The following is a 23,095-nucleotide window of genomic DNA, read 5'->3' as shown; positions in this document are numbered from 1 at the left end:
ATGCGCTGGCTGCGGCGGCTGTGGCCGCGCACGTTGTTTGGCCAGCTGCTGCTGATCATGGTCAGCGGCACGCTGGTGATCCAGTTGATGTCCAGCAGCATCTGGTTCGATGTGCGTTTTGCCCAGGTGCTCGAGGCCCCCGTCAGGCTGATGGCTGCGCGCAGCGCACCGCTGATCGCCCAGGCTGATTGCCGTGCTGCCCCTGCTTTGCAGGTGCCGGCCCATTACCAACTGCGCTGCGCCGACGATGTGCCAGCCGTTGAGGAAGACCACCGCCGCGGGCGACGGCGCGTCGAGCTGCTGCTGCAACAGGCGTTGAAGTACGAACTGGGGCATGCCCAGGCGGTGCGGCTGCTCAAGGTGCAACTGACCGATGAGTTGGGCCAGCCTATTGTCTGGCGCAGCCTGTTCGGGCTGCGCACGGCCCAGGCGCATCTTCAGTTCGCCGTCCCTTTGGCCGACGGCCACTGGCTGACCATCGACGGTCAGGAGTTGCAGGGCTGGAGCGGTGAGTCGGCGTGGGTGCTGATCAGCGATTACCTGCTGCGGGTGTATGCGCTGCGTATCGTCGCAGTGCTGCTGGTGTGCCTGATCGCGGTACGCCTGTGCCTGCGCCCGCTGCGGCGCCTGGCCGATGCCGCGCGTGGCCTGGGCGGCAACCTGGAACAGCCACCCTTGGCCCTGGATGGCCCGGAGGAAGTGCGCCAGGCTGCCCAGGCCTTCAACGCCATGCAGCAACGCCTGATTGCCATGGTCAACGACAAGGCTTACTTCCTGGCCGCCGTGTCCCATGACCTGCGCACCCCGCTGACACGCATGCGCCTGCGCCTCGAACGGCTACCGAATGATGACCACCGCGAGCGCTTGCGGCAGAACATCACGCAGATGGACAACATGATCGGCCAGGTGCTGGATTACCTGCGCGCAGGCGAACAGCAGAACCTGCAGCACGTCGATATCGACCGGCTGGTGGCACGGCTGTGCGCCGACCTGGCCAGCGCCGACGAGCCGCTGCCGGTGCAAGGCAAAGCGGGTAGCCTGCGGGTCGATGCCTTGCTGCTGCAGCGTTGCCTGCAGAACTTGCTGGTCAATGCGCTGCGCTATGCCAGGGAGGTATCGGTCACGCTCGAGCGCGCATCCACGGGTGTTTCCATCCATGTCGATGACCGCGGGCCCGGCATTGCAGCGGGGCTGCTGGCGACCGTTACCGATCCTTTCGTACGTGGGGAAAACTCGCGCAACCAAGCGTCCGGCGGCTATGGATTGGGGTTGAGCATTGCCCAGCGGATTGCATTGAGCCATGGCGGTGAGCTGATGCTCACAAACCGGGAGGGTGGCGGGTTGCGCGCGAGTGTTCTGCTGCCGGCATAGGGCTGCTGTGCAGCCCAATCGCCGGCAAGCCGGCTCCTACAAGGACCGCGCTGATTCCAAAGGCACCGTTGTACCTGTGGGAGCCGGCTTGCCGGCGATGAGGCCCCAAGCCCCAACACAACCCATCATCAGGTAACAGTGTTTTACCGATTCCCCTGGTTTTCCGAACGGCCAGTTTACCTATGCTTGCCCGGTCATCCTGCCTGCGATGGACCCATGAAACACTCCCTCCCCAGCCGCTACGCCTGCCTGGCGATCTGCCTGGCATTCACCCTCGCCAGCCTGCCCTTGCTTGCCACGCACGCCTGGCTTTGGCCACTGACTGCACTCACCGCCTTGCTCAGCCTGGTCGGCCTCAATGATCTGCGCCAGAGCCACCACGCGGTGCGGCGCAACTACCCGATCCTGGGCAACATCCGCTACCTGATCGAGACCATTCGCCCGGAAATTCGCCAGTACCTGATCGAGGGCGACGACGACAAACTGCCCTTCTCCCGCTCGCAGCGGTCACTGGTCTACGCCCGCGCCAAGAACGAAAGCGCCGAAAAAGCGTTCGGTACCTTGAACGACGTGTACAAACCCGGCTTCGAATTCATCAGCCATTCGATGCTGCCGGTGGCGACTCCGGACCCTGCCTCGTTGCGCATCGCCATTGGCGGGCCGCAGTGCCGCCTGCCCTACTCTGCCTCGATCTTCAATATCTCGGCGATGAGCTTCGGCGCACTCAGCGCCAACGCCATCGCTGCGCTCAACCGGGGCGCGCGCCTGGGCTGCTTTGCCCATGACACCGGCGAGGGCAGCATCAGCCCCTACCACCGCGAGCATGGCGGCGACCTGATCTGGGAAATCGGCAGCGGCTATTTTGGCTGCCGCACCGACCAGGGCCGTTTCGACCCAAAACGCTTCGCTGAACAGGCCCGTGACCCGCAGGTGAAGATGATCGAGATCAAGCTCAGCCAGGGCGCCAAACCGGGGCACGGTGGGATCCTGCCGGGGCACAAGGTCAGCGCCGAAATCGCCACCACCCGGGGTGTGCGCGAGGGCGAGGACTGCATCTCGCCGGCCGCGCACAGCGCGTTCCACACCCCGCTGGAGCTGCTGCACTTTGTTGCCAGCCTGCGTGAGTTGTCAGGCGGCAAACCGGTGGGCTTCAAGTTTTGCCTGGGCCACCCGTGGGAGTTCATGGGCATCGCCAAGGCCATGCTGGCCACCGGCATCACCCCGGATTTCATTGTCGTCGACGGCAAGGAAGGCGGCACCGGCGCAGCGCCACGCGAGTTCAGCGACAACATGGGCGTGCCCATGCGCGAAGGCTTGATGTTCGTGCACAACACCCTGGTCGGCCTGAACCTTCGCTCGAGCATTCGCATCGGCGCGGCGGGCAAGATCGTCAGCGCCTTCGATATTGCCAGCGTGCTGGCCATCGGCGCCGACTGGGTCAACTCGGCCCGCGGCTTCATGTTCGCCATTGGTTGCATTCAGTCGCAGAGCTGCCACACCAACAAGTGCCCGACCGGCGTGGCCACCCAGGACCCACTGCGCCAGCGCGCGCTGGTGGTGCCGGACAAAGCCGAGCGGGTTGCCAGCTTCCACCGCAACACCCTCCACGCCCTGGCCGAGATGCTTGCGGCCGCAGGCCTCGAACACCCTTCGCAGCTCAAGCCCAAACACCTGGCCCGGCGCATCAGTACCTGCGAAATCAGCCTGTTCTCGGACTTGCACCAGTTTCTCAAACCAGGCGAATTGCTCAGCGGCTCGATTGAAAGCGAGTTCTATGCGCGCATGTGGCGGATGGCGCGTAGCGACAGCTTTGCACCGGAGACGGGGGAGGTGATTATCGCGAAAGCGGTTCACCGAAAAGAAGCAGAGCCTGCTTGAAGGGCCGGATGCCGGGCATCTGCACCGGCCTCATCGCCGGCAAGCCGGCTCCCACAGGCACCGCGCAGGCCGTGAATGCAGCGCAGTACCTGTGGGAGCCGGCTTGCCGGCGAAAGGGCTGCAAGGCAGCCCTCTGCCAGATCAGTATCAGAAGATGCTGATCGGGTACTCGACGAATACGCGGACTTCGTTGCCGTCGTCGTTGTAGCCGTTCTGCTGTACAGCGTTGTTGGTGCGAAGGAACGAGCTGCGCAGCTTGATCGACAGGTCTTTGGCCGGGCCGTCCTGTACCACATAACGGATCTGGTTGAAGATCTCGCGCTCTTTACCTTCGCCGAAGCCTTGCGGGTTGGCGTTGTTGCGGGTGTTGATGTTGTCACCCACCACGTAGGCCAGCTTGTAGGTCAGGCCCGGGATGCCGTAGGCACCGAAGTCCAGGCCGTAGCCCAGCTGCCAGGAACGCTCGTCTTCGGCGTTGAAGTCGGACCAGTAGGAGTTGGCCAGGTAGATGGTCGAACCACCGTCACCCACGCCGCCTTCGTTCTGGTACCAGCCGTAGTTGTAACCGGTGCTGCCGGTGCTGCGCTGGTGCGCCAGGGTGAACGAGTGCGCGCCGTAGGCGTAGGTCGCAGCGAGGCTCCAGATGGTGTTGGAGTCGCCGTTCAGGCCGGCGGCCTGCACGTACTTGTTGTCGATGTCCGACTTGTAGCCGTTGAAGTCCAGGGTCAGCGACTGGTCATCGGCGATCGGGAAGACGTAGTTCAAGCCCAGGTAGTGCTTCTTCATCACGTCTTCGTTGTCTGCGGTGTACAGCGACGCGGTGAAGTTGTCGGTGAACTTGTAGCTACCGCCGAAGACGTTGATCGACTTCAGGCCACCACCGTCACGACGCTCGGCGCTCTTGCGCGCTTCCTGGGTGAAGCGGCCGGCGTTCAGTTCCAGGCCTTCGATTTCCTTGGAAGTGATCAGCGTGCCGGTGAAGCTTTCTGGCAGCAGACGCCCATCGTCGTACTGCAGCACAGGCAGTGCCGGCATCTGGTCACCGTACTTGAGCACGGTGTTGGAAATGCGGAACTTCACGGCTGCGCCAGCGCGGGCCAGGTCGTGCGGGCCGCTGGCGTTGCCATCGGCGTTCTTGGTGTTGCCCGGCTTGAAGAAGTCGACACCGGCGCCACCGTTGTGGCCCTTGCCGCCGTCCAGACGCACGGCGTACAGGCCAAATGCGTCGACGCCAACACCGACGGTGCCCTGGGTGAAGCCAGAGGAGAAGTTGGCGATGGCCGCTTGGCCCCATTCGATCTGGTCATCGGTACCGTGTTTCTTGTCACGGTTGATGTAAGCGTTACGCAGGAGAACGTTTGCGTGGCTGTCTTCGATAAAGCCCTTGCTGTCGGCCTGCTCGTTGGCCTGAGCCTGGGTCGCGGCGATCATCGCCAAGGCGACCAGGCTGATCCTGGTTTTCAACATGTTGTTTTTTTCCTTATTTCTTAATCAAAAACGCTCTGCAATATGACGCCAGGAACCAACGCCCCTTCGTAGGTTCGACGCTATGCGGATCCAAACTGAAAAGCCCGCCAAGGGTTGTGCGACGGGCCTTGTGCAGCAGCATGGCCATGTCATGGCCAGCAGGCGTTGGCCGAATCCTAGCCGTGTGCGATTACAAATGTCAAAAAGTCGTGAAATGCAGGTCGATATAACCAAAATAACCGGGAGGTACAGGGCATTTCCTTGCACGATCACGCCATCAGCGGACATTTTATCTTCTGTCAGATGAGTCGTTTTGACGCATTGGATAAGTCGCAGGCACGGGCGCAAGACTTACTGACGCGTCATACTGTGATCTTTGCTGTCCGCACAAACAAAAACGCCACCGCAGTTGCGGTGGCGTTTTTCATGGGGCGGGCTGATGCCCTCTCAGCGCCATACACCCAGCAGTGCTTCCAGCTCCGCATCGCTTATCAGCCCTTGGGGATAGCGACCGTCAAGCAGACGTCGTGGGTCGGTCGTCCTGACCCTTTTGCTTCCAGGGTGTCTCAACCACTGCGTCAATGTTTTGAGCGATTGATGATTCACTGCCGATGGGCGCAAAGCCGTCTCACTTGCTGCATTCATGTCTACACGTACTCCTGGCCCGTGAGCGGCTAATCTACGTCGCGATTGTTACAGAACGGGGTAACCGGCCTGTCCGAGTTAACTCTCTGAAAACAATACAAAACATATGCCATCTCAGCGTGCCGGATGTCGCCGCAAAAAAGCCCCGGTGATGATGTTCACTTGAAAATCCCGAGGCCGCGCTGCGGCCAGGCAGCTCCTACATTGTGCGCGCATGCCCTGAATCAGGGCCGTAACGCCGTCAGTGTGGGAGCGGCCTTGCCGGGGCGCCGGACCGGTCGCGATGGGCCGCAAAGCGGCCCCAATACAGGCGATGAATGACAGCGAGCGATCAGCGCGTGACCGGCGCCGGTTGCTGCTGGGTCAGGCAGTGGATGTTGCCGCCCCCGAGCAACAGCTCTCGGCCGGGGATCATCACCACTTCGTGGTCCGGGAAGACTTTGGCCAGGATAGCTCTGGCCTGGGCATCCGCCGGGTCATCGAAGCTCGGCGCGATGATGCCGCCGTTGACGATCAGGAAGTTCACGTAAGAGCCGGCCAGGCGTACCGACGGGTCGCGCTCCTGGCTACCGGCCACCTGGTCAACGCCCGCGCACTCTTCTTCAGTGGCAAACAGCGGGCCAGGGATCGGCATCTTGTGCACCACAAACTCGCGGCCCTTGGCATCGCGGCTGTTTTTCAGCACATCGTAGGCCGCATGGCAGCGTGCGTAGTTGGGGTCATTGGAATCATCGGTCCAGGCCAGTAACACTTCACCTGGGCTGACGTAACAGCAGAAGTTGTCGACGTGGCCGTCGGTTTCGTCGTTGTACAGGCCGTCCGGCAACCAGACGATGGTCTCGACTGCCAGGTGCTCACGCAGGATCTCTTCGATCTGCTCGCGGTTCAGGTGCGGGTTGCGGTTGCGGTTGAGCAGGCACTCTTCGGTGGTGATCAGGGTGCCTTCACCGTCCACATGGATCGAGCCGCCTTCGAGCACGAAACCTTCGGTGTGGTAGCGCTGGCAGCGCTCCATTTCCATGACCTTGGCCGCCAGTTCCTCGTCGCGGTTCCACGGTGCGTACAGGCCGCCGTCAAAACCGCCCCAGGCGTTGAAGCCCCAGTCCACGCCGCGCACTTCGCCGGCATCGTTGATGACGAAGGTCGGGCCGGTGTCACGCACCCAGGCGTCATCGTTGCTGATCTCAACCACGCGGATGTTCGGCAGGTCGAGCTGGCGGCGGGCGTTTTCGTACTGGCCGGCGGAAACCGCTACGGTCACCGGTTCGAAGCGGGCGATGGCCTTGGCCAGGGTGACGTGGGCAGCCTGCGCAGGCTTGCCGCCCAGGCGCCAGTTGTCCGAACGCTCTGGCCATACCATCCACACCTGGCTTTGCGGTGCCCATTCGGCAGGCATGTGGAAACCGTCGGCGCGGGGGGTGGAGTTGAGGGTTTTCATGGGTAACCTCTGCAAAGGCCCTAGGCCGATGGTCAATGGGAGATGGCGGCTTTATAACCGATATATATCGGCATTAAAAGCACCATACTCCCGAATGGCGAATAAAAATGCCGTACAAACCGATAACAATCGGCCCGCACGGCATCCGGATGCCTACAAGTCTTCAGACAGTATCCGATCAACACTGTCCACAAAGTAGTCGACGCTCGCCCGGGTGGTGCACATCGGCGGCTTGATCTTGAGAATGTTCAGGTAATCCCCGGTCGGCTGCATGAAGATGCCCAGGTCACGCAGGCGGTTGCACAGCGTCATGGTTTCTTCGGTGGCAGGTTCCAGGGTTTCGCGGTCGCGCACCAGTTCCAGCCCCAGGTAGAAGCCCGAACCGTGGGCAGCACCGGCGAGCGGATGTTTATCGACCAACGCCTGCAACCGCGACTTGAAGTAACGCCCGGTGTCGCGGGTGTTCTGCCACAACCCCTCCTCGTCCATCACATCCAGTACCGCCATGCCAATACGGCAACTGACGGGGCTGCCGCCCGCCGAAGAGAAGAAGTAACCCTGCGCTTCCAGCGCCTCGGCAATCTCACGCCGGGTGATGACCGCGCCCAAAGGCTGGCCGTTGCCCATGCCCTTGGCCATGGTGATGATGTCCGGCACCACTCCCTGCTCCTCGAAACCCCAGAAGTACTCGCCCAGGCGGCCGTAACCCACCTGCACTTCATCGGCGATGCACACACCGCCGCGCGCTCGTACCTTGGCATAAGCGTCTTGCAGGTAGCCCGCAGGCAGCGAAATGCCGCCGGCGTTACCGTACACCGGCTCGCAAATCATGCCGGCCAGTTGCCGGCCACGGGCATCGAGGTCGGCGAGCTTGGCATCGACGTCGCGCAGGTAGTCGCCTGCGCTGTCAGCGCCGCGGTAGCGGCCACGGAAGGTGTTCGGCGCCTCGACCGGGTGCACCCAGTCCGGGCGTGTTTCCAGGGCCAGCGGGTTGTCGGCGATCGAGGTGGAAATGGCATCGGTGGCCACCGACCAGCCGTGGTAAGCCTCCAGCACGCTGAGCAGGTCGCGCCCACCGCTGTAGGCCCAGGCCAGGCGAATCGCCAGGTCATTGGCTTCGGTGCCGCTGTTGACCAGGAACACCCGGTCGAAGCCGGGCGGCGCCAGCTTGAGCAGGCGTTCGGAAAACTCGGCGATGGCCGCGTAGTGGAAACGCGAGTTGGTATTGAGCAGCGACCACTGCCGCGCCGATTCGGCCACCATGCGGGGGTGACCGTGGCCCAGTACCGCGACATTGTTGAGCATGTCGAGGTAGGAACGGCCCTGCATGTCGATCAGGTAATTGCGCCAGCCCCGCTCGATGTGCGGCGGCTGCGCATAGTAGTGCTTCTGCGAACGGGCGAAGCTGGCATCGCGGCGGGCCAGCAAAGCTTGCGGGTCGGCCAGCGGCTCGGCGTCACAGTCAAAGCCCAGCAAGGCTGCAGGGGATGGGCACAGCGCCAGCCAAGCGGCCGCGTGGGAGGGCGTGGCGAAAAACGGCGGCTGAACAGCGCTGTCCAGGCACAACTGGACACTCAGGAAACCACAACTGCTGCCCAGCGCCTCGCCCTTGGCCACGGGCTGGCCGTCTGCCGGGGTATCTTCCAGGCCGCTCAGCCACAGGGCCCACTGCGGCGTGTGCAGGCAACCGCGGCCATCGCCATGGCGCTGCCAGGTACCTGCCTGCGGCGCTTGGACCGCAGTACCGTTGGGTACGTGCAGCTCCACGCCCAACGCGCACGTGGCTGGTTCTTCGGGGCGGTCGATGTGCGTTTGTGACAGGCGGTATTGCCCGTGCAGGCTGCACGCCGGGGCCGGTTGCGCGGTCAGCAGGCGCTGGTCGAAGCCAGGTTGCTCCCAGTTGCCAGCCTCGCAATGGCGGCTGAGTACACCCAGGTCTACCCGGGTAACGGCCTGCCCGGCCAAGCCCGGGAGCAGTGGCGCACAATTCGCCAGCGCCGATCCACTCGGCTCGCTACCGGCGGCCTGCAGGATGGCCGCCTCCATCAGCGCGAACGGCACGGCGGTAGCGGTGTTGAAGATTTCCCACTCATGGGCGATGTTGTCGCGTATGTACTGGTTGCCAGGGTCCACCGCCAGTTGTTGCTCGCTGCTCAGCACCAGCACAGCGGCACGGTTCAGCACCAGCGGCCACAGGGCGCGCAACTCGGCTTCGCTTAGCGGGTTGACGGCCTGGTAAGCACGCACCGCTGGCAGAATGCGCAGTGGGTCGCCTTCGGCATGGTGTAGCAAGGCCGCGCAGGTGACGGAAAGGTCGGCGATACGCCAGGTACGCAGCAGGTCCCCGAAATCGATCACGCCTTGCAGCTGCCACTGCCGCGCGGCGTCGCGGGCCCAGACGGCGTTGTCGTCGGTGATGTCCAGGTGCACGGCCTGGCTCGGTAAGTGACCGACCAGCACTGCCAGTTTTTCAGCGGCCAGCCGTGTGGCGTTCTCGACACGGGCGCGCTGCCCTGCATCCTGCAGCACCGGCAGCAGATGCTCGATCAGCGCCTGAGCATGTTGCGGGTCCCATTGCAGGGTGCGCACCAGGCCTGGGTGGTCGAAATCGGCCAACGCCTGGTCGACCCGCGCACACAACGCGCCAAGCTCGGCCATCAGCCGCGGTTCCATATGCTTGAGGCGCGTCAGCGGCTGCCCTTCTATGTAGTCGAGCAGGCGTGCGCGCAGCGGTTGGCCGTCGATATCCAGCGCCAGCAACCCCTGGCCATCGCGGGCCGGGCGCACGGCGGGCACCGGCAAGCCCTTATCGCGCAGATAAGCCAGCGCCGCATGCTGCGCCTCCAGCTCGGCCTGGGCATAGCTGCCGTGGCAGACCTTGAGCACGAACCGCCCCTGCCCCGTGTCCAACCGGAAGTTCAGGTCCTGCTGGCTGCCCAGCGCCGACAGGCTGCCAGCAAGGTCATAATGCGCCTGAAGCAAGGCATGCGCCTGGGCTTGGCTGAGCGACGGGCTGGGCAGGCTGGAACGCTGAATCAGGGTGCTGAGGGGCATGAAGATGAAACCTCTTTTACTTTTCGCTTATCTCGCCATTGCCAAGGCCGATAAACAAGTGGCAAAGATGAAATGATGAGTGTGCGCCCGTGCGCAGTCATGATGGCAATCTAGGCTGCAACAGGCCAAGGCGGGCTAAATTGAACGAGGCCGGTAAGGTCCATCCCTGAGTACACGGGTAAGATAATCGCCATGAACATAATTGCTACCGACATACCTGACGTACTGATCATCGAACCGAAGATCTTCGGCGATAGCCGCGGCTTCTTCTTCGAAAGTTTCAACGCCCGTGAATTCGCCCAAAAGACCGGTTTTGATGCGCGGTTCGTCCAGGACAACCACTCACGCTCACAGCGCGGCGTGCTCCGTGGGCTGCACTACCAGATCGACAACCCTCAGGGGAAACTGGTCCGCGTGACCCAGGGTGAAGTGCTCGACGTCGCCGTGGATATCCGCCGCAGTTCGCCTACATTCGGCCGCTGGGTGGCTACCCGGCTCTGTGCCGCAGACCACCGCCAGTTCTGGATCCCGCCAGGGTTTGCCCATGGCTTCCTGGTGCTGAGCGAATCGGCCGACTTCCTCTACAAGACCACCGAGTACTACAACCCCGCCGCCGAGCGCTGCATCCGCTGGGATGACCCGCAACTGGCGATCGACTGGGGCCTGCAGGCACCACCTTTGCTGTCAGCCAAGGACCAGGCTGGCGCCCTGCTGGCAGACGCGGATCTGTTCCCATGAAAGTGCTCGTGTGTGGCTGCAACGGCCAGGTTGCGCAAGCACTGAAGGTGCAACTGGCCGGGCTCGGCGAGCTGCACCTGCTTGGCCGTGAGCACCTGGACATGGCCCGGCCCGAGGCGCTGCGCGAACCGCTGCGCCAGCTGGCGCCCGGCCTGATCATCAACGCCGCCGCCTACACCGCCGTAGACCAGGCCGAAAGCGAGCCAGACACGGCCTTTGCAATCAATGCCGAGGCACCTCGCGTGCTGGCCGAGGAGGCGCTGCGGCTCGGCGCCCCGCTGATCCACTACTCCACCGACTACGTTTTCGACGGTGCCAAAGCTGCGCCTTATACCGAGAAGGACGTGCCCAACCCGCTGGGTGTTTATGGGCGCAGCAAACTGGCCGGCGAACAGGCCATCGCGGCGGTCGGTGGCGATCATCTGATCCTGCGTACCAGCTGGGTCTACTCGCTGTACGGGCGCAACTTCCTGCTGACCATGCAACGGCTGCTGCAGGAAAAACCGCAATTGCGGGTGGTCGACGACCAGGTCGGCGCGCCCACCTGGGCCGCGACCATCGCTGCCAGCACCCGCGCGCTGGTCGAGCGCTGGCAAGCCGGCAAGGCCGGTGCCTGGGGCACTTACCACCTGACCGCACAAGGGGAAACGTCGTGGTACGGCTTCGCCCAGGCCATCGGCGAACAGCTGAAGGCCCGTGGCCTGCCTTGCGCCGAAGTGCTGCCGATCGCTTCCAGCGAATACCCGACACCCGCGCGCCGCCCGCTCAACTCGCGCCTGGACTGCTCGCGCCTGGCCCGCGACTGGGGCATCCAGCTACCTCACTGGCAGCAGGCGCTGATCGACTGCCTCAAGTAGCGCATAATTGCGCCAGACCCTTCTGGCGCATTTACGCGATGATTGCAAAACCCACGCACCCACGCCGTCCCCGCTGGCGCAGCCTGGCCCTGCTGGCCCTGTGCCTGGCGCCCTTGCTGTGGCCCTTGCACCACCTTGCCGAACGCTATTACCAGGACGAACTGGCCTCGCAGAACCGCCAGACCCTCGACCTGTACGTCGCCAACCTGCTCGGCACCCTGCACCGCTACGAAACCCTGCCGCAGATACTCGGCGACCTGCCGGCGCTGCGTGGTGTGCTGGCCGACCCGTTCAAACTCGAAGCGGTGACCAACGCCAACCGCCTGCTCAAAGACATCGTCCACCAGACCGGTGCGGAAGTGATGTACCTGATGGACGTCAGCGGCAATACCCTCGCTGCCTCCAACTGGGACAAGCACGACAGCTTCGTGGGCCGCAATTTCGCCTTCCGCCCGTACTTCAACGAAGCCATGGCCGGGCACCTTGGGCGCTTCTTCGGCCAAGGCACCACCTCGGCCAAGCGCGGTTACTTCTTTGCCGCCGCAGTGCGCGACCGCGAGCGCATCGTCGGTGTGCTGGTGGTCAAGGTCGACCTCGACCATACCGAGACGCTCTGGGGCCGTACCCCCGAGCAGCTGCTGCTGACCGACCACAACGGCGTGGTGATCCTCACCTCGCGGCCCGACTGGCGTTTCCGCGCCACTCGCGCGCTGACCGAGGCCGAACGCCAGGCGATCATCGCCATCCAGCCTTACCCCACCCAGGCACCACAGCCGCTGGTGCTCAACCCGGATGCCTGGCTGACCCAGACCCGCGACATCAAGGAGACCGGCTGGCAGGTCAGCATCCTCGCCCCGCGCATGCTGGTCGACCGCTCGGTGCAGACGGTCATGGCCATCGGCGGCGGGGCCTTGCTGGTGCTGATGCTGCTGGCAGGCCTGGTGATGCAACGGCGGCGGCACTATATCGACCGCATCGACTTCGAAGCCCGCGGCCGGCATGAGCTGGAAAACCGCGTCGTGCAGCGTACCGCCGACCTCGAAGGCCTCAATACCCGCCTCAAAAGCGCGGTGCTGGAGCGCGAAAACGCCCAACAGGAACTGGTGCGCGCCCAGGACGAATTGGTCCAGGCCGGCAAGCTGTCGGTGCTCGGCACCATGTCGGCAAGCATCAGCCACGAACTCAACCAGCCCTTGGCGGCCATCCGCAGCTATGCGGAAAATGCCGAGATCCTGCTCGATCACCAACGCACCGAAGACGCCCGCGGCAACCTCAAGTTGATCGGTGAGCTGACCGGGCGCATGGCCTCGATCATCGCCCACCTGCGCGCCTTCGCCCGTCGCGATCGCCATGCGCCGGAAAGCGTGGCCCTGCAACCGGCGCTGGACGACGCCCTGGCGTTACTGGCCAAGCGCCGCCGGGCAATGGCCGTGGAGCTGATCCGCGACCTGCCCGATGCCACGCTGTGGGTACAGGCAGGCGAAACCCGCCTGCGCCAGGTGCTCGGCAACCTGCTGGCCAATGCCCTCGACGCCTTGACCGAAAAAGCCAACCCGCGCCGCCTGTGGCTGAGTGCCGAAAAACGCGATGAGTACGTCTACCTGTTCATCCGCGACAACGGCCCGGGCTTCAGCCGCCAGGCCCTGGAACACGCCAAGGAGCCATTCTTCACCACCAAGACCCGCACCCAGGGGCTGGGCCTGGGCCTGGCCATCTGCGAAAGCCTGATGCGTGCCCTCGGTGGTGAACTGCTGCTGGGCAACCACCCGGAAGGTGGCGCCCTGCTCACGCTGCAAATGCGCGTGGCCGCGCCCGGCGCCAACCTGAAACCTTCGGAGGACCCCTCGGCATGACAACCGAGACTTGCATCGACAGCCAGGCCCAGGTACTGCTGGTCGACGACGACCCGCACCTGCGCCAGGCCCTGAGCCAGACCCTCGACCTGGCCGGGCTCAAGGTAGTCGCCCTGGCCGACGCCCAGGGCCTGGCCGAACGCATCGAGCCTGATTGGCCGGGCGTGGTAGTCAGCGATATTCGCATGCCTGGCATCGACGGCCTGCAACTGCTGGAAAAACTGCACGGCCGTGACAAAGAACTGCCGGTGCTGTTGATCACCGGCCACGGCGACGTGCCCCTGGCCGTGCAAGCCATGCGCACAGGCGCCTACGATTTCCTTGAAAAACCCTTTGCCAGCGATGCCCTGCTCGACAGCGTGCGCCGCGCCCTGGCCCTGCGCCGGCTGGTGCTGGACAACCGCAGCCTGCGCCTGGCCCTGAGCGACCGCCAGCAACTGGCCACCCGCCTGGTCGGCCACTCGCCGTCCATGTTGCGCCTGCGCGAACAGATCGGCGCCTTGGCCGGCACCCGCGCAGACGTGCTGATCCTCGGCGAAACCGGCGCGGGCAAAGAGGTGGTGGCCCGTGCCCTGCACGACTTGTCGAGCCGCCGCGATGGGCCTTTCGTGGCCATCAATGCCGGCGCGCTGGCAGAGTCGGTGGTAGAAAGCGAACTGTTCGGCCATGAGCCCGGCGCCTTCACCGGCGCGCAGAAACGCCGTATCGGCAAGTTCGAATTCGCCAATGGCGGCACGTTGTTCCTCGATGAAATCGAAAGCATGAGCCTGGACGTGCAGGTGAAACTGCTGCGCCTGCTGCAGGAACGGGTGGTCGAGCGCCTGGGCGGCAACCAGCTGATTCCGCTGGATATACGCATCATCGCGGCGACCAAGGAAGACCTGCGCCACTCTGCCGACCAAGGGCGCTTTCGCGCCGACCTTTATTACCGCCTGAACGTGGCGCCGCTGCGGATCCCGCCACTGCGCGAACGCGGCGATGACATCCTGGTGCTGTTCCAGCATTTCGCCGACACCGCCAGCCAGCGCCACGGGCTGCCGCCGCACAGCCTGCAGCCGGCACAACGGGCCATGCTGCTGCGCCATGGCTGGCCAGGCAACGTGCGTGAACTGCAGAACGCCGCCGAGCGTTTCGCCCTCGGCCTGGAACTGGCCCTGGACAACCCGCCACCCGTGGCGACAGCACCCTCGGCACCGGCACTGCCGGGCAACCTCAGCGAACAGGTCGAGCAATTCGAGCGTTCGCTGATCGCCGCCGAACTGGCCCAGCCACACAGCACCATGCGCAGCCTGGCCGAAGCACTGGGCATACCGCGCAAGACCCTGCACGACAAACTGCGCAAGCACGGCCTCAATTTTGACGGCGGCAACAGCGGGGCAGACGACCACGAGGACCACCGTTCATGAGCAGCGACAGCCAGTACCTGCAGTCTGTACTGCACAGCGATATTCCCCTGACCCGCGAAATGGGCCTGGAAGTCATCGATTGGCAAGGCCAGGCACTGCGCCTGCAGCTACCACTGGCCGCCAACGTCAACCACAAGAGCACCATGTTCGGCGGCAGCCTGTACTGCGCGGCCGTGCTGGTGGGCTGGGGCTGGTTGCACCTGCGCCTGCGCGAGCTGGGTATTGATGACGGGCATATCGTCATCCAGGAAGGCCAGATCAGCTACCCCCTGCCGGTGACAGGGACGGCGGTGGCGCGCTGCGCGGCGCCGGATGACAAGGCCTGGGAACGCTTCGTGACCATGTTCCAGCGCCGTGGCCGGGCGCGGCTGACGCTGGAGACTACGGTCAGCAACGCTGGCTGCGACGAGCCCGCCGTGAAATTCAACGGCCAGTACGTGCTGCACCGCTGACCTGCACCGCAGGAATTGCCGGGGCCGCTACGCGGCCCTTTCGCGACGCAAGGCCGCTGCTACAAGGCCACCGCCAACTGGATGAGTGCCTGGCGCCAACCGGCGGCTGCAGGCAAGGCGAGGAAGAAGGGGTTGAGCAGGGACTCGCGGGGCGGATAGCGGAATGCCTGGCCGTCAAGGTTGATCACCTCGCCACCGGCGCCTTCCACCACGCCCTGGGCAGCCGCGGTGTCCCACTGCGAGGTCGGTGCCAGGCGCGGGTAGCAGTCGGCGCTGCCTTCGGCCAACAGGCAGAATTTCAGCGAACTGCCGATATTGGCCAGCTCCAGTTCGCCAACCGCAGCGCCGAGCCCGGCCAGCAGCGCTTCCTGCTGCGGGCTGGAGTGGCGACGGCTGGCCACCACGGTAAAGCGCCCATCGGCAGGCGGCGCATTACGTACCTGAATCGCCTGGGCTTGCCCGCCCGTCTCTACGCGCCAGGCACCCAGGCTGCGACCACCGAAATAGCAGCGCCCGGTAGTCGGCATCGACACCACGCCGAACACCACTTCACCCTGTTCGATCAGCGCGATGTTCACGGTGAACTCTTCGCTGCCTGCGATGAACTCCTTGGTGCCGTCCAACGGGTCGACCAGCCACCAGCGCTGCCAGCCCTGCCGTTCAGCCAATGGGATATTGCAGTCTTCCTCGGACAGTACCGGGATCTGGGGTGCCAGTGCCTGCAGGCCATCGGCAATGACCCGGTGCGCGGCCAGGTCCGCAGCGGTCACCGGCGAGTCATCGGCCTTGTTGGTCACCGCCACATCGGCCCGCCAGAACGGCAGGATCGCCTCGCCCGCCAGGCCGGCCAGCTTCACCACCTCATGCATCAGTTGCTGGTCGTTCATGCGTCGAGCAGCCCCCGCTGAATCAGCAGGTCACGCGCCAGATACAGCGCGGCCAGCGCCCGGCCTTCGCTGAACTGCGGGTGCATGGCCAGGGCCGACAGCTCGCGCAGGTTCACTTTGTCGACCCGCATCGGCTCCGGCTCGTCGCCCTCCAGCCGCTCCTCGTAGAGGTCCGTGGCCAGCACCACCTGAATCTTCTGGCTCATATAGCCCGGCGACAGCGAAAGCTCGGTCAGGTGCTCCAACTGACGTGCGCCAAAACCAGCCTCTTCCTTGAGCTCCCGGTCGGCGGCGGCCAGCACGTCTTCACCCGGTTCGATCAACCCTTTGGGCAGCGACAGCTCGTACTCGTCGGTGCCGCCGCAGTATTCCTCGACCAACACCGCGTGTTCGGCATCGAGCATGGCCACGATCATCACCGCACCATAACCATTGCCACGGCCGACCAGGCGCTCATAAGTACGTTCGGTGCCATTGCTGAAGCGCAACTGCACGGCTTCGACGCGGAACAAGCGGCTGCTGGCGACAATCTCGCGGCTGAGTACGGTGGGTTTCTGGCGCATGGGGCGGCTCCTTGGCGTGAACGGGTTACTATACCGTGGCTTGCCGACTGAACGAGAGTTTCCCATGCCTGTTCTTCCCTGGTCCGCCATCGATACCGTCCTGCTGGACATGGACGGCACCCTGCTCGACCTGCACTACGACAACCGCTTCTGGCTGGAGCACCTGCCCCAGCGTTACGCCGAGGTGCATGGCGTGAGCCGAGCCATGGCGGAAATGGAGCTGCAGCCGCTGTTCGAGCGCAATGCCGGCACCCTCAACTGGTACTGCCTGGATTTCTGGAGCCGCGAGCTGAACTTGCCGATCCGCGAGCTGAAGCGCGAGATCGCCGACCTGATCGCCCTGCGCCCCGACGCCGACACGTTCCTTGCCGCAGTCCGCCAGGCGGGCAAGCGGGTGGTGATGATCACCAATGCGCATCGCGACTCGCTGTCGCTGAAGCTGGAGCGGGTGGAACTGGCGCCGTACTTCGAGCGGCTGATCAGTTCGCATGATTACGGCTACCCGAAGGAAAGCCCGCAGTTCTGGGACGCGTTGCAGGCGGATATCGGCTTTGTGCCTGAACGCAGCCTGTTCATCGACGACACGCTGGCGATCTTGCGCAGTGCACGGCGATTTGGCGTAGGGCATTTGCTGGCGGTGCGCCAGCCGGATAGCCAGGCGGCGCCGCGGGATACTCAAGAGTTCGAGGCGGTCGAGGATTACCGGGCATTGTTGGTAGGCCTTTAAGGCCAAATCGCCGGCCAGCCGGCTCCCACAGGTACTGCACAGTGCTCAAGGCCTGCGATGTCCTGTAGGAGCGGGCTTGCCCGCGAGAGGCCAGCACAGCGCTGAAGAACTATCACTCAGGAATGCGCAGCACCTGCCCCGGGTAGATCTTGTCCGGGTGCGACAACATCGGCTTGTTGGCCTCGAAGATCTTGTTGTACTGGTTGGCGTTGCCATACACCACTACGGAAATAGCTGACAGCGTGTCACCCTTCTTCACGGTCACGAACCGCGCAGCCTTGACGACCGGCCCGGTTACGGTGATCTGGTCATCTACGCTGGCAACGCCATTGATGTTGCCCGCCGCGAGGATGATCTTCTCTTTCTCCTCCTGGCTGGCCACCTCACCCTTGAGGATGATCTTGTCGCCCTCTACAGTGGCGGTGATGTTGGGGTTGCCCAGGCCGACACTCTCCACGTGCTTCTTCAACTGCTCCTCGGCATTGGCATTGCCAGGGGTCAGCAGGTCGATCAACTTCTCGCCGGCTTCCTTCACGAAACTGAACAGGCTCATTGCGTTCTCCTTGTTGACTGAAACCTCGGAGTCAGGAGTCTAGGCCAGGATTTCCCCTCGCGCCCCACTGCGGCCAATCGACGCGCTCTATCAAGGCATAGACCCTAGCGATTAGACGTGGCCAGCGCGCGGGCCTAGGCTGGTGCTATCAAATAGCCGCCGGTAGTCAGCCCCGATGAACAGCAAACCTCCGGTCTGCGCGGCCTCTATGCCGTTGGCCTTGCCCGCCGCCAGCAACACCTACGATTACATCCAGCTCGACGATGCCACACGCGCCAGTACACCGCTGGCCGAAGAAGTGGCCTTGGCCATTGCCTTCAATGGCCTTAACCAGGCCGTGATGCTGGTCAGCCCCACCGACCTCGAAGATTTTGCAGTCGGCTTCAGCGTGGGCAGCGGCATTGTCGAAGGCACAGCAGAAATCTATGACCTGAAATTGTCGGGCAGCGGCTCGGCGATGTATGCCGACCTGGAGATTTCCAGCCGCGCGTTCTGGAACCTGAAAAACCAGCGCCGCCAGCTGGCCGGCACCAGCGGCTGCGGGCTGTGTGGTGTCGAGGCCCTGGAGCAGGCGTTGCCGGAACTGGCCGAACTGCCCGGCGCGCCTTTGCCACCCGCGCAATGGCTGGCCGGCCTGCGCCAACGCATCGATGCCTTCCAGCCCCTGGGCCAGCACTGCGGTGCCGTGCATGCGGCGCTGTTCATGAATGCCGAGGGTGAGCTGCTGCTCGGCCGCGAAGACATCGGCCGGCACAACGCGCTGGACAAGCTGATCGGCGCCCTGCTGCGCCAAGGCATCGCCACTGAAGGCGGCCTGGCCATCGTCACCAGCCGCTGCAGCCTGGAGCTGATCCAGAAAGTCCTGCGCGCCGGCATTCAGACCCTGGTCAGCCTGTCGGCGCCCACGGGCCTCGCCCTGCAGTGGGCGCGCAAGCACAACCTCAACCTCATCCATCTGCCCAAACACAGTGCACCGCGGGTCTACAGCCCAGCGGCGGAGTCGTAACAGCCGTGACCTCGTACCAGCCTCTTCCAGACAATGCCCCAGCCTCCACCCCTCGCTACAAGCCCTACCACGGCCCCGCCGGTGGCTGGGGCGCGCTGCGCAGCGTGGCCAAGGCCTGGGTCGGCAGCGACAATGCGCTGAAAAACCTGCGCGCCTTGCTCAAGACCAACCAGAACGGGGGCTTCGACTGCCCCGGCTGCGCCTGGGGCGACTCGCCCGAGAGCGGCATGGTCAAGTTCTGCGAGAACGGCGCCAAGGCGGTCAACTGGGAGGCGACCAAGCGCCGCGTCGACGCGGCCTTCTTCGCCCGCTACAGCGTCAGCGCACTGCGCCAGCAGAGCGACTACTGGCTCGAATACCAGGGCCGCCTGACCGAACCGATGGTCTACGACCCGGCCAGCGACCGCTACCAGCCGATCGCCTGGGACGCCGCCTTCGCCCTGATCGCCCGTGAGCTGAACGCACTCACCAGCCCCGACCAGGCCGAGTTCTACACCTCCGGGCGAGCCAGCAACGAAGCGGCGTACCTGTACCAGCTGTTCGTGCGCGCCTATGGCACCAACAACTTCCCGGATTGCTCCAACATGTGCCACGAGGCCAGCGGTGTGGCGCTGGGGCAAAGCGTGGGTGTGGGCAAAGGCACCGTCACCTTCGATGACTTCGAGCATGCCGATGCGATCTTCGTCTGGGGCCAGAACCCCGGCACCAACCACCCGCGCATGCTGGACCCGCTGCGCGACGCCGTGAAACGCGGCGCCCAGGTGGTGTGCGTCAACCCACTCAAGGAGCGCGGCCTGGAACGCTTCCAGCATCCGCAGAACCCGCTGGAGATGCTGACCAACAGCGACCGGCCGACCAACACCGCATTCTTCCGCCCGGCCCTGGGTGGCGACATGGCAATGCTGCGTGGCATGGCCAAGTTCCTGCTGCAGTGGGAGCGCGAAGCGCAGGCCAACGGTGAACCGGCCGTCTTCGATCACGTCTTCATTGCCGAGCATGGCCATGGCGTGGATGAGTACCTGGCGGCGGTGGACGCCACCTCGTGGCAGCACATCGAGGAACAGTCCGGCCTGACGCTGGCCGATATCGAGCTGGCCGCCCGCATGTACTGCCGCGGCAAGCGCGTGATCATGTGCTGGGCGATGGGGATTACCCAACACCGCCATTCGGTGCCGACCATCCAGGAAATCGTCAACCTGCAGATGCTGCGCGGCAACATCGGCGCGCCCGGTGCAGGCCTGTGCCCGGTACGTGGCCACAGTAACGTGCAGGGCGACCGCACCATGGGCATCAACGAACGCCCGCCGGTGGCGCTGCTCGATGCCCTGGAAAAACGCTTTGGCTTTACGGTACCGCGCCACAATGGCCACAACACCGTCGAGGCGATTCACGCCATGCTTGAGGGGCGCGCCAAAGTGTTCATCGGCTTGGGCGGCAACTTCGCCCAGGCGACGCCGGATACCGAGCGGACCGCGCAGGCGCTGCGCAACTGCGCGCTGACCGTGCACATCAGCACCAAGCTCAACCGCAGCCACCTGATCCACGGCAAGCAGGCGCTTATCCTGCCCTGCCTGGGCCGCACCGACATCGACCTGCAGGCCGACGGCCCGCAGGCGGTTACCGTGGAAGATTCGTTCAGCATGGTCCACGCCTCCAACGGCCAGCTCAAGCCGCTGTCGCGCCAGATGCGTTCAGAGCCGGCGGTGGTCGCTGGCATTGCCGCTGCCACGCTGGGCAAGCGCCCGGTGGACTGGCACTGGCTGGTAGAGGACTACGACCGCATCCGCGACCTGATCGCCGACACCATTGCCGGTTTCGATGACTTCAACCAGCGCCTGAGCCACCCTGGCGGCTTCTACCTGGGCAACAGCGCCGGCAGCCGCCAGTGGAAAACCGCCAGCGGCCGCGCCAACTTCAAGGCCAACCTGCTGCCGGACAGCCTGCTCGACGAGCGCGTGCGCGCCAGCGGCCAGTTGCCGGACCTGATCATGCAGTCGATGCGCTCGCACGATCAGTACAACACCACCATCTACGGCCTGGATGACCGCTATCGCGGCGTGCGCGGCCAGCGCGACGTGCTGTTCGCCAACGAAGCAGACATCATCCGCCTGGGCTTCCAGCCGGGGCAGAAGGTCGACATCGTTTCGCTGTGGGGGGATGAGCATGTGCGCCGGGTACACGGCTTCACCCTGCTCGCCTTCGATATTCCGGCTGGGCAGGCGGCGGCTTATTACCCGGAGGTGAACCCACTGATTCCACTGGAAAGCATCGGTGAAGGCAGCCATACACCGACGTCCAAGTTCGTCGCCATCAAGCTTGAGCGGGCGCGCGACGACGGGCGGATCGTGTAAGGGCTGGCTGGCCGGCAAAAACGAAAAAGCCCTGTTCCACAAGGGTCCAGGGCTTCGTCACAATAACCTCAGACACGCGAAAATGGATTAAGTTTCATAGGAAATACAGCAACTTAGAGAATTGTGTACAACTCGTGCTACTCGTCGGATTTTCGTTGCCAGCCGCAGCACGGAGCCTCAAATTCGCCCTCGTCATCCCTATGAGGCTCTCTTGATGAAGAAGTACTCCTCGATTCTGTTGTTGTCTTTCAGCTTGCTCAGCGGCGTTGCCATGGCAGGCGGCAATACCGAGGCCGGCATTGGCGGCGCATTGGGTGGGGTACTCGGCTCCGTAGTGGGCAACTCCATCGGCGGTAGCACCGGCGGCGCCATTGGTGCCGGCCTGGGCGGCGCGGCCGGCGGTGCCCTGGGTGCCGACAAGCGCCAGCGTGGTGAGGCCGCTATCGGCGGCGCACTGGGCGCAGCAGGCGGTAACGTGGTCGGTCGCTCGGTGGGCGGCACCACCGGCAGCTACATTGGTGCAGCCGCAGGCGGCGGCGCTGGTGGCGCGCTGGGTAACTACATGGGCAACAAGGCCGATGAAGACGAGCGTCATGACGATCGCCGCTACCGTCGCGGCTACGACGACCGTCGTCACTACGACCGCGGCCGCCACTATGGCCACCGCAAGCACAAGCGCCACTGGCGCGACTGAGGCCGCAGAGCGGCCTCGGCATACTTGAGGAACAACATTAAGCCCGCACCCGCGGGCTTTTTTATGCCTGCGCGTCGAGCTGCAACCCGGCCAGGATGACCTGCAGCGCTTCCGGTAGCGGCACCGGCCGGCCGCTTGCACGCTCGATGAACACCTGCACCACCGTGCCTGCGGCGCAAGCATCCGCTTCGCCCGGGCGATACAGCGCCAGCCGGTACTCCACCGTACTTCCCGCCAGACGCGTCACGCCCAGGCCCACCTCAAGCACATCTGGGAAGCCTGGCAATGCAAAGAAGTCTGCCGCCGAACTGACCACGAACGCTGCCAGCGCGCCTTCACGCAGGTCGAACTCGGCTTGCTCGACGAGAAAAGCCTGGATGGCAGTTTCGAAGAAACCGTGCACGGTCGCACCGGCGACATGGCCATTGTGGTCGTTGTCCTGAGGACGGGTGAGGATGGGGTGGAAGTGGGAGAACGCATTGCGGTTGGGGGATTCGGTCATGAGATATCCATATTTGGTTACACCGTGAGGAAACTTCCCACAGCAAGAGAGGAAGGGCTATAGTCGCAATCAACTATAGATTGCGTAGCATGGTTCATCCCGATGAAACCGAGAAAAGTCCCGATGCCCAGTCATCAAGTAGATCATGCCAATTTGAGCCGTATGGTGGAAACCGGACGAATCAATGCCACGCACATCGTCGGCCAGCCAGGCGGCTGGGCCATCCAAGTCGACGTGAATCATCAGGAGCATGTGCTGATTGCCCAGCGCAGCGGCAACGTTCGGTTGTTCAAGAAATTCGAAACACTGGTGAGCTACCTGCTCGAGATGGGCATCGACCATTTCGAGGTCGACGCTTCAGCCTTCGATCCCGGCCAGATGAGCACCTATCAACGCCCAGACCGGGCACAGGCCCTGAAGCGAGCGCATGAAGCAGCGGCCTACGAGGCATGGTTTGTCGAGCAGGTAGAGTCCAGCCTGAAAGACCCGACGCAGCCAATGGAGGAGGAGGAAGTGGAGCGACTGTTCGCAGCTCGCCGCAGCGAACTCAAAGCCAAAATGCGCTGATGCGGCTGGTTTGGCGTGACATGGCACGCCATGACCGCCTGCGCATCATGGACCATATTGCGCAGGCCAACCCGAAGGCGGCCATC

The 23,095-nt window shown here is 64.0% G+C and carries 20 protein-coding genes; 12 read left to right on the top strand and 8 right to left on the bottom strand.

Annotation, left to right across the window (positions count from 1 at the left end; all coding sequences use genetic code 11):
* Both ABEH27_RS10485 and ABEH27_RS10480 read left to right on the top strand, forming a co-directional pair.
* Entirely contained in the window at positions 1–1,371 is a 1,371-nt protein-coding gene (locus tag ABEH27_RS10485; protein ID WP_346613520.1) for an ATP-binding protein, read from the top strand.
* A 216-nt stretch (positions 1,372–1,587) separates the two neighbouring features.
* A complete protein-coding gene (locus ABEH27_RS10480; RefSeq protein WP_346613519.1) occupies positions 1,588–3,249 on the top strand; it encodes an FMN-binding glutamate synthase family protein in 1,662 nt (553 codons plus the stop codon).
* A gap of 147 nt (positions 3,250–3,396) precedes the next feature.
* Here ABEH27_RS10480 and ABEH27_RS10475 read toward each other — a convergent pair whose 3' ends face one another.
* From ABEH27_RS10475 to ABEH27_RS10460, 4 genes are all read right to left on the bottom strand, one after another.
* A complete protein-coding gene (locus ABEH27_RS10475) occupies positions 3,397–4,716 on the bottom strand; it encodes an OprD family porin (protein ID WP_346613518.1) in 1,320 nt (439 codons plus the stop codon).
* Positions 4,717–5,163: 447 nt separating this feature from the next.
* The gene (locus tag ABEH27_RS10470) at positions 5,164–5,361 is read right to left on the bottom strand and encodes a hypothetical protein (RefSeq protein ID WP_346613517.1); all 198 of its coding nucleotides are present in this window, start codon (positions 5,359–5,361) and stop codon (positions 5,164–5,166) included.
* Positions 5,362–5,692: 331 nt separating this feature from the next.
* Positions 5,693–6,799: an agmatine deiminase gene (gene aguA, locus ABEH27_RS10465; RefSeq protein ID WP_346613516.1), complete on the bottom strand. Its 1,107-nt coding sequence runs from the start codon at positions 6,797–6,799 to the stop codon at positions 5,693–5,695.
* Positions 6,800–6,952: 153 nt separating this feature from the next.
* Positions 6,953–9,853 (bottom strand): aminotransferase, encoded by a 2,901-nt coding sequence (locus tag ABEH27_RS10460; protein WP_346613515.1) that lies wholly within the window; start codon positions 9,851–9,853, stop codon positions 6,953–6,955.
* Positions 9,854–10,045: 192 nt separating this feature from the next.
* Here ABEH27_RS10460 and rfbC point away from each other — a divergent pair, with 192 nt between their 5' ends.
* Genes rfbC through ABEH27_RS10435 form a run of 5 tightly spaced genes read left to right on the top strand, consistent with a single transcriptional unit; the run spans position 10,046 to position 15,159 of the window.
* Positions 10,046–10,591 carry a dTDP-4-dehydrorhamnose 3,5-epimerase gene (rfbC, locus tag ABEH27_RS10455; RefSeq protein ID WP_346613514.1) on the top strand — a complete coding sequence of 182 codons (546 nt, stop codon included), beginning with the start codon at positions 10,046–10,048 and terminating at the stop codon, positions 10,589–10,591.
* Complete coding sequence (rfbD, locus tag ABEH27_RS10450) at positions 10,588–11,448, top strand: dTDP-4-dehydrorhamnose reductase (protein WP_346613513.1); 861 nt, start codon at positions 10,588–10,590, stop codon at positions 11,446–11,448. Before rfbC ends, rfbD begins: the two co-directional genes overlap by 4 nt.
* A gap of 38 nt (positions 11,449–11,486) precedes the next feature.
* Positions 11,487–13,301 carry an ATP-binding protein gene (locus ABEH27_RS10445; protein ID WP_346613512.1) on the top strand — a complete coding sequence of 605 codons (1,815 nt, stop codon included), beginning with the start codon at positions 11,487–11,489 and terminating at the stop codon, positions 13,299–13,301.
* Entirely contained in the window at positions 13,298–14,707 is a 1,410-nt protein-coding gene (locus tag ABEH27_RS10440) for a sigma-54 dependent transcriptional regulator (RefSeq protein WP_346613511.1), read from the top strand. Before ABEH27_RS10445 ends, ABEH27_RS10440 begins: the two co-directional genes overlap by 4 nt.
* Positions 14,704–15,159 carry a YiiD C-terminal domain-containing protein gene (locus ABEH27_RS10435; RefSeq protein ID WP_346613510.1) on the top strand — a complete coding sequence of 152 codons (456 nt, stop codon included), beginning with the start codon at positions 14,704–14,706 and terminating at the stop codon, positions 15,157–15,159. The genes ABEH27_RS10440 and ABEH27_RS10435 overlap by 4 nt, the downstream gene beginning before the upstream one ends.
* A gap of 59 nt (positions 15,160–15,218) precedes the next feature.
* On the opposite strand, the gene cysQ is transcribed toward ABEH27_RS10435, so the two are convergent.
* Both cysQ and nudE read right to left on the bottom strand, forming a co-directional pair.
* Positions 15,219–16,046, bottom strand: a complete 828-nt coding sequence (cysQ, locus tag ABEH27_RS10430) for a 3'(2'),5'-bisphosphate nucleotidase CysQ (protein ID WP_346613509.1) — start codon at positions 16,044–16,046, stop codon at positions 15,219–15,221.
* A complete protein-coding gene (gene nudE / locus ABEH27_RS10425) occupies positions 16,043–16,609 on the bottom strand; it encodes an ADP compounds hydrolase NudE (protein ID WP_346613508.1) in 567 nt (188 codons plus the stop codon). The genes cysQ and nudE overlap by 4 nt, the downstream gene beginning before the upstream one ends.
* A gap of 64 nt (positions 16,610–16,673) precedes the next feature.
* On the opposite strand from nudE, the gene yrfG reads away from it, so the two are divergent.
* Entirely contained in the window at positions 16,674–17,336 is a 663-nt protein-coding gene (gene yrfG, locus ABEH27_RS10420) for a GMP/IMP nucleotidase (protein ID WP_346613507.1), read from the top strand.
* A gap of 112 nt (positions 17,337–17,448) precedes the next feature.
* On the opposite strand, the gene lysM is transcribed toward yrfG, so the two are convergent.
* Positions 17,449–17,889, bottom strand: a complete 441-nt coding sequence (lysM, locus tag ABEH27_RS10415; protein ID WP_306380412.1) for a peptidoglycan-binding protein LysM — start codon at positions 17,887–17,889, stop codon at positions 17,449–17,451.
* 175 nt (positions 17,890–18,064) lie between these two features.
* On the opposite strand from lysM, the gene fdhD reads away from it, so the two are divergent.
* From fdhD to ABEH27_RS10400, 3 genes are all read left to right on the top strand, one after another.
* Positions 18,065–18,895, top strand: coding sequence for a formate dehydrogenase accessory sulfurtransferase FdhD (fdhD, locus tag ABEH27_RS10410; RefSeq protein WP_346613506.1), 831 nt, complete (start codon positions 18,065–18,067; stop codon positions 18,893–18,895).
* 5 nt (positions 18,896–18,900) lie between these two features.
* Positions 18,901–21,246 carry an FdhF/YdeP family oxidoreductase gene (locus tag ABEH27_RS10405; RefSeq protein ID WP_346613505.1) on the top strand — a complete coding sequence of 782 codons (2,346 nt, stop codon included), beginning with the start codon at positions 18,901–18,903 and terminating at the stop codon, positions 21,244–21,246.
* 214 nt (positions 21,247–21,460) lie between these two features.
* Entirely contained in the window at positions 21,461–21,940 is a 480-nt protein-coding gene (locus ABEH27_RS10400; protein WP_016484415.1) for a glycine zipper domain-containing protein, read from the top strand.
* 61 nt (positions 21,941–22,001) lie between these two features.
* Here the strand turns inward: ABEH27_RS10400 and ABEH27_RS10395 are convergent, their stop codons facing one another.
* Complete coding sequence (locus ABEH27_RS10395) at positions 22,002–22,442, bottom strand: thioesterase family protein (protein WP_346613504.1); 441 nt, start codon at positions 22,440–22,442, stop codon at positions 22,002–22,004.
* A gap of 123 nt (positions 22,443–22,565) precedes the next feature.
* On the opposite strand from ABEH27_RS10395, the gene ABEH27_RS10390 reads away from it, so the two are divergent.
* A complete protein-coding gene (locus ABEH27_RS10390; protein ID WP_346613503.1) occupies positions 22,566–23,009 on the top strand; it encodes a hypothetical protein in 444 nt (147 codons plus the stop codon).
* Positions 23,010–23,095: the final 86 nt, after the last annotated feature.

Source organism: Pseudomonas sp. P39-UII1 (assembly GCF_039672635.1).
Lineage (GTDB): Bacteria > Pseudomonadota > Gammaproteobacteria > Pseudomonadales > Pseudomonadaceae > Aquipseudomonas.
Note: the sequence above shows the minus strand (reverse complement) of the source record. Positions and strands in the feature narration are given on the sequence as shown.

Bases quoted from the DNA above. Each gene is read 5' to 3' on its own strand.
- ABEH27_RS10485 (WP_346613520.1), top strand. From the start codon at position 1: ATGCGCTGGCTGCGGCGGCTGTGGCCGCGCACGTTGTTTGGCCAGCTG.
- ABEH27_RS10480 (WP_346613519.1), top strand. From the start codon at position 1,588: ATGAAACACTCCCTCCCCAGCCGCTACGCCTGCCTGGCGATCTGCCTG.
- ABEH27_RS10475 (WP_346613518.1), bottom strand. From the start codon at position 4,716: ATGTTGAAAACCAGGATCAGCCTGGTCGCCTTGGCGATGATCGCCGCG.
- ABEH27_RS10470 (WP_346613517.1), bottom strand. From the start codon at position 5,361: ATGAATGCAGCAAGTGAGACGGCTTTGCGCCCATCGGCAGTGAATCAT.
- aguA (WP_346613516.1), bottom strand. From the start codon at position 6,799: ATGAAAACCCTCAACTCCACCCCCCGCGCCGACGGTTTCCACATGCCT.
- ABEH27_RS10460 (WP_346613515.1), bottom strand. From the start codon at position 9,853: ATGCCCCTCAGCACCCTGATTCAGCGTTCCAGCCTGCCCAGCCCGTCG.
- rfbC (WP_346613514.1), top strand. From the start codon at position 10,046: ATGAACATAATTGCTACCGACATACCTGACGTACTGATCATCGAACCG.
- rfbD (WP_346613513.1), top strand. From the start codon at position 10,588: ATGAAAGTGCTCGTGTGTGGCTGCAACGGCCAGGTTGCGCAAGCACTG.
- ABEH27_RS10445 (WP_346613512.1), top strand. From the start codon at position 11,487: ATGATTGCAAAACCCACGCACCCACGCCGTCCCCGCTGGCGCAGCCTG.
- ABEH27_RS10440 (WP_346613511.1), top strand. From the start codon at position 13,298: ATGACAACCGAGACTTGCATCGACAGCCAGGCCCAGGTACTGCTGGTC.
- ABEH27_RS10435 (WP_346613510.1), top strand. From the start codon at position 14,704: ATGAGCAGCGACAGCCAGTACCTGCAGTCTGTACTGCACAGCGATATT.
- cysQ (WP_346613509.1), bottom strand. From the start codon at position 16,046: ATGAACGACCAGCAACTGATGCATGAGGTGGTGAAGCTGGCCGGCCTG.
- nudE (WP_346613508.1), bottom strand. From the start codon at position 16,609: ATGCGCCAGAAACCCACCGTACTCAGCCGCGAGATTGTCGCCAGCAGC.
- yrfG (WP_346613507.1), top strand. From the start codon at position 16,674: ATGCCTGTTCTTCCCTGGTCCGCCATCGATACCGTCCTGCTGGACATG.
- lysM (WP_306380412.1), bottom strand. From the start codon at position 17,889: ATGAGCCTGTTCAGTTTCGTGAAGGAAGCCGGCGAGAAGTTGATCGAC.
- fdhD (WP_346613506.1), top strand. From the start codon at position 18,065: ATGAACAGCAAACCTCCGGTCTGCGCGGCCTCTATGCCGTTGGCCTTG.
- ABEH27_RS10400 (WP_016484415.1), top strand. From the start codon at position 21,461: ATGAAGAAGTACTCCTCGATTCTGTTGTTGTCTTTCAGCTTGCTCAGC.
- ABEH27_RS10395 (WP_346613504.1), bottom strand. From the start codon at position 22,442: ATGACCGAATCCCCCAACCGCAATGCGTTCTCCCACTTCCACCCCATC.
- ABEH27_RS10390 (WP_346613503.1), top strand. From the start codon at position 22,566: ATGCCCAGTCATCAAGTAGATCATGCCAATTTGAGCCGTATGGTGGAA.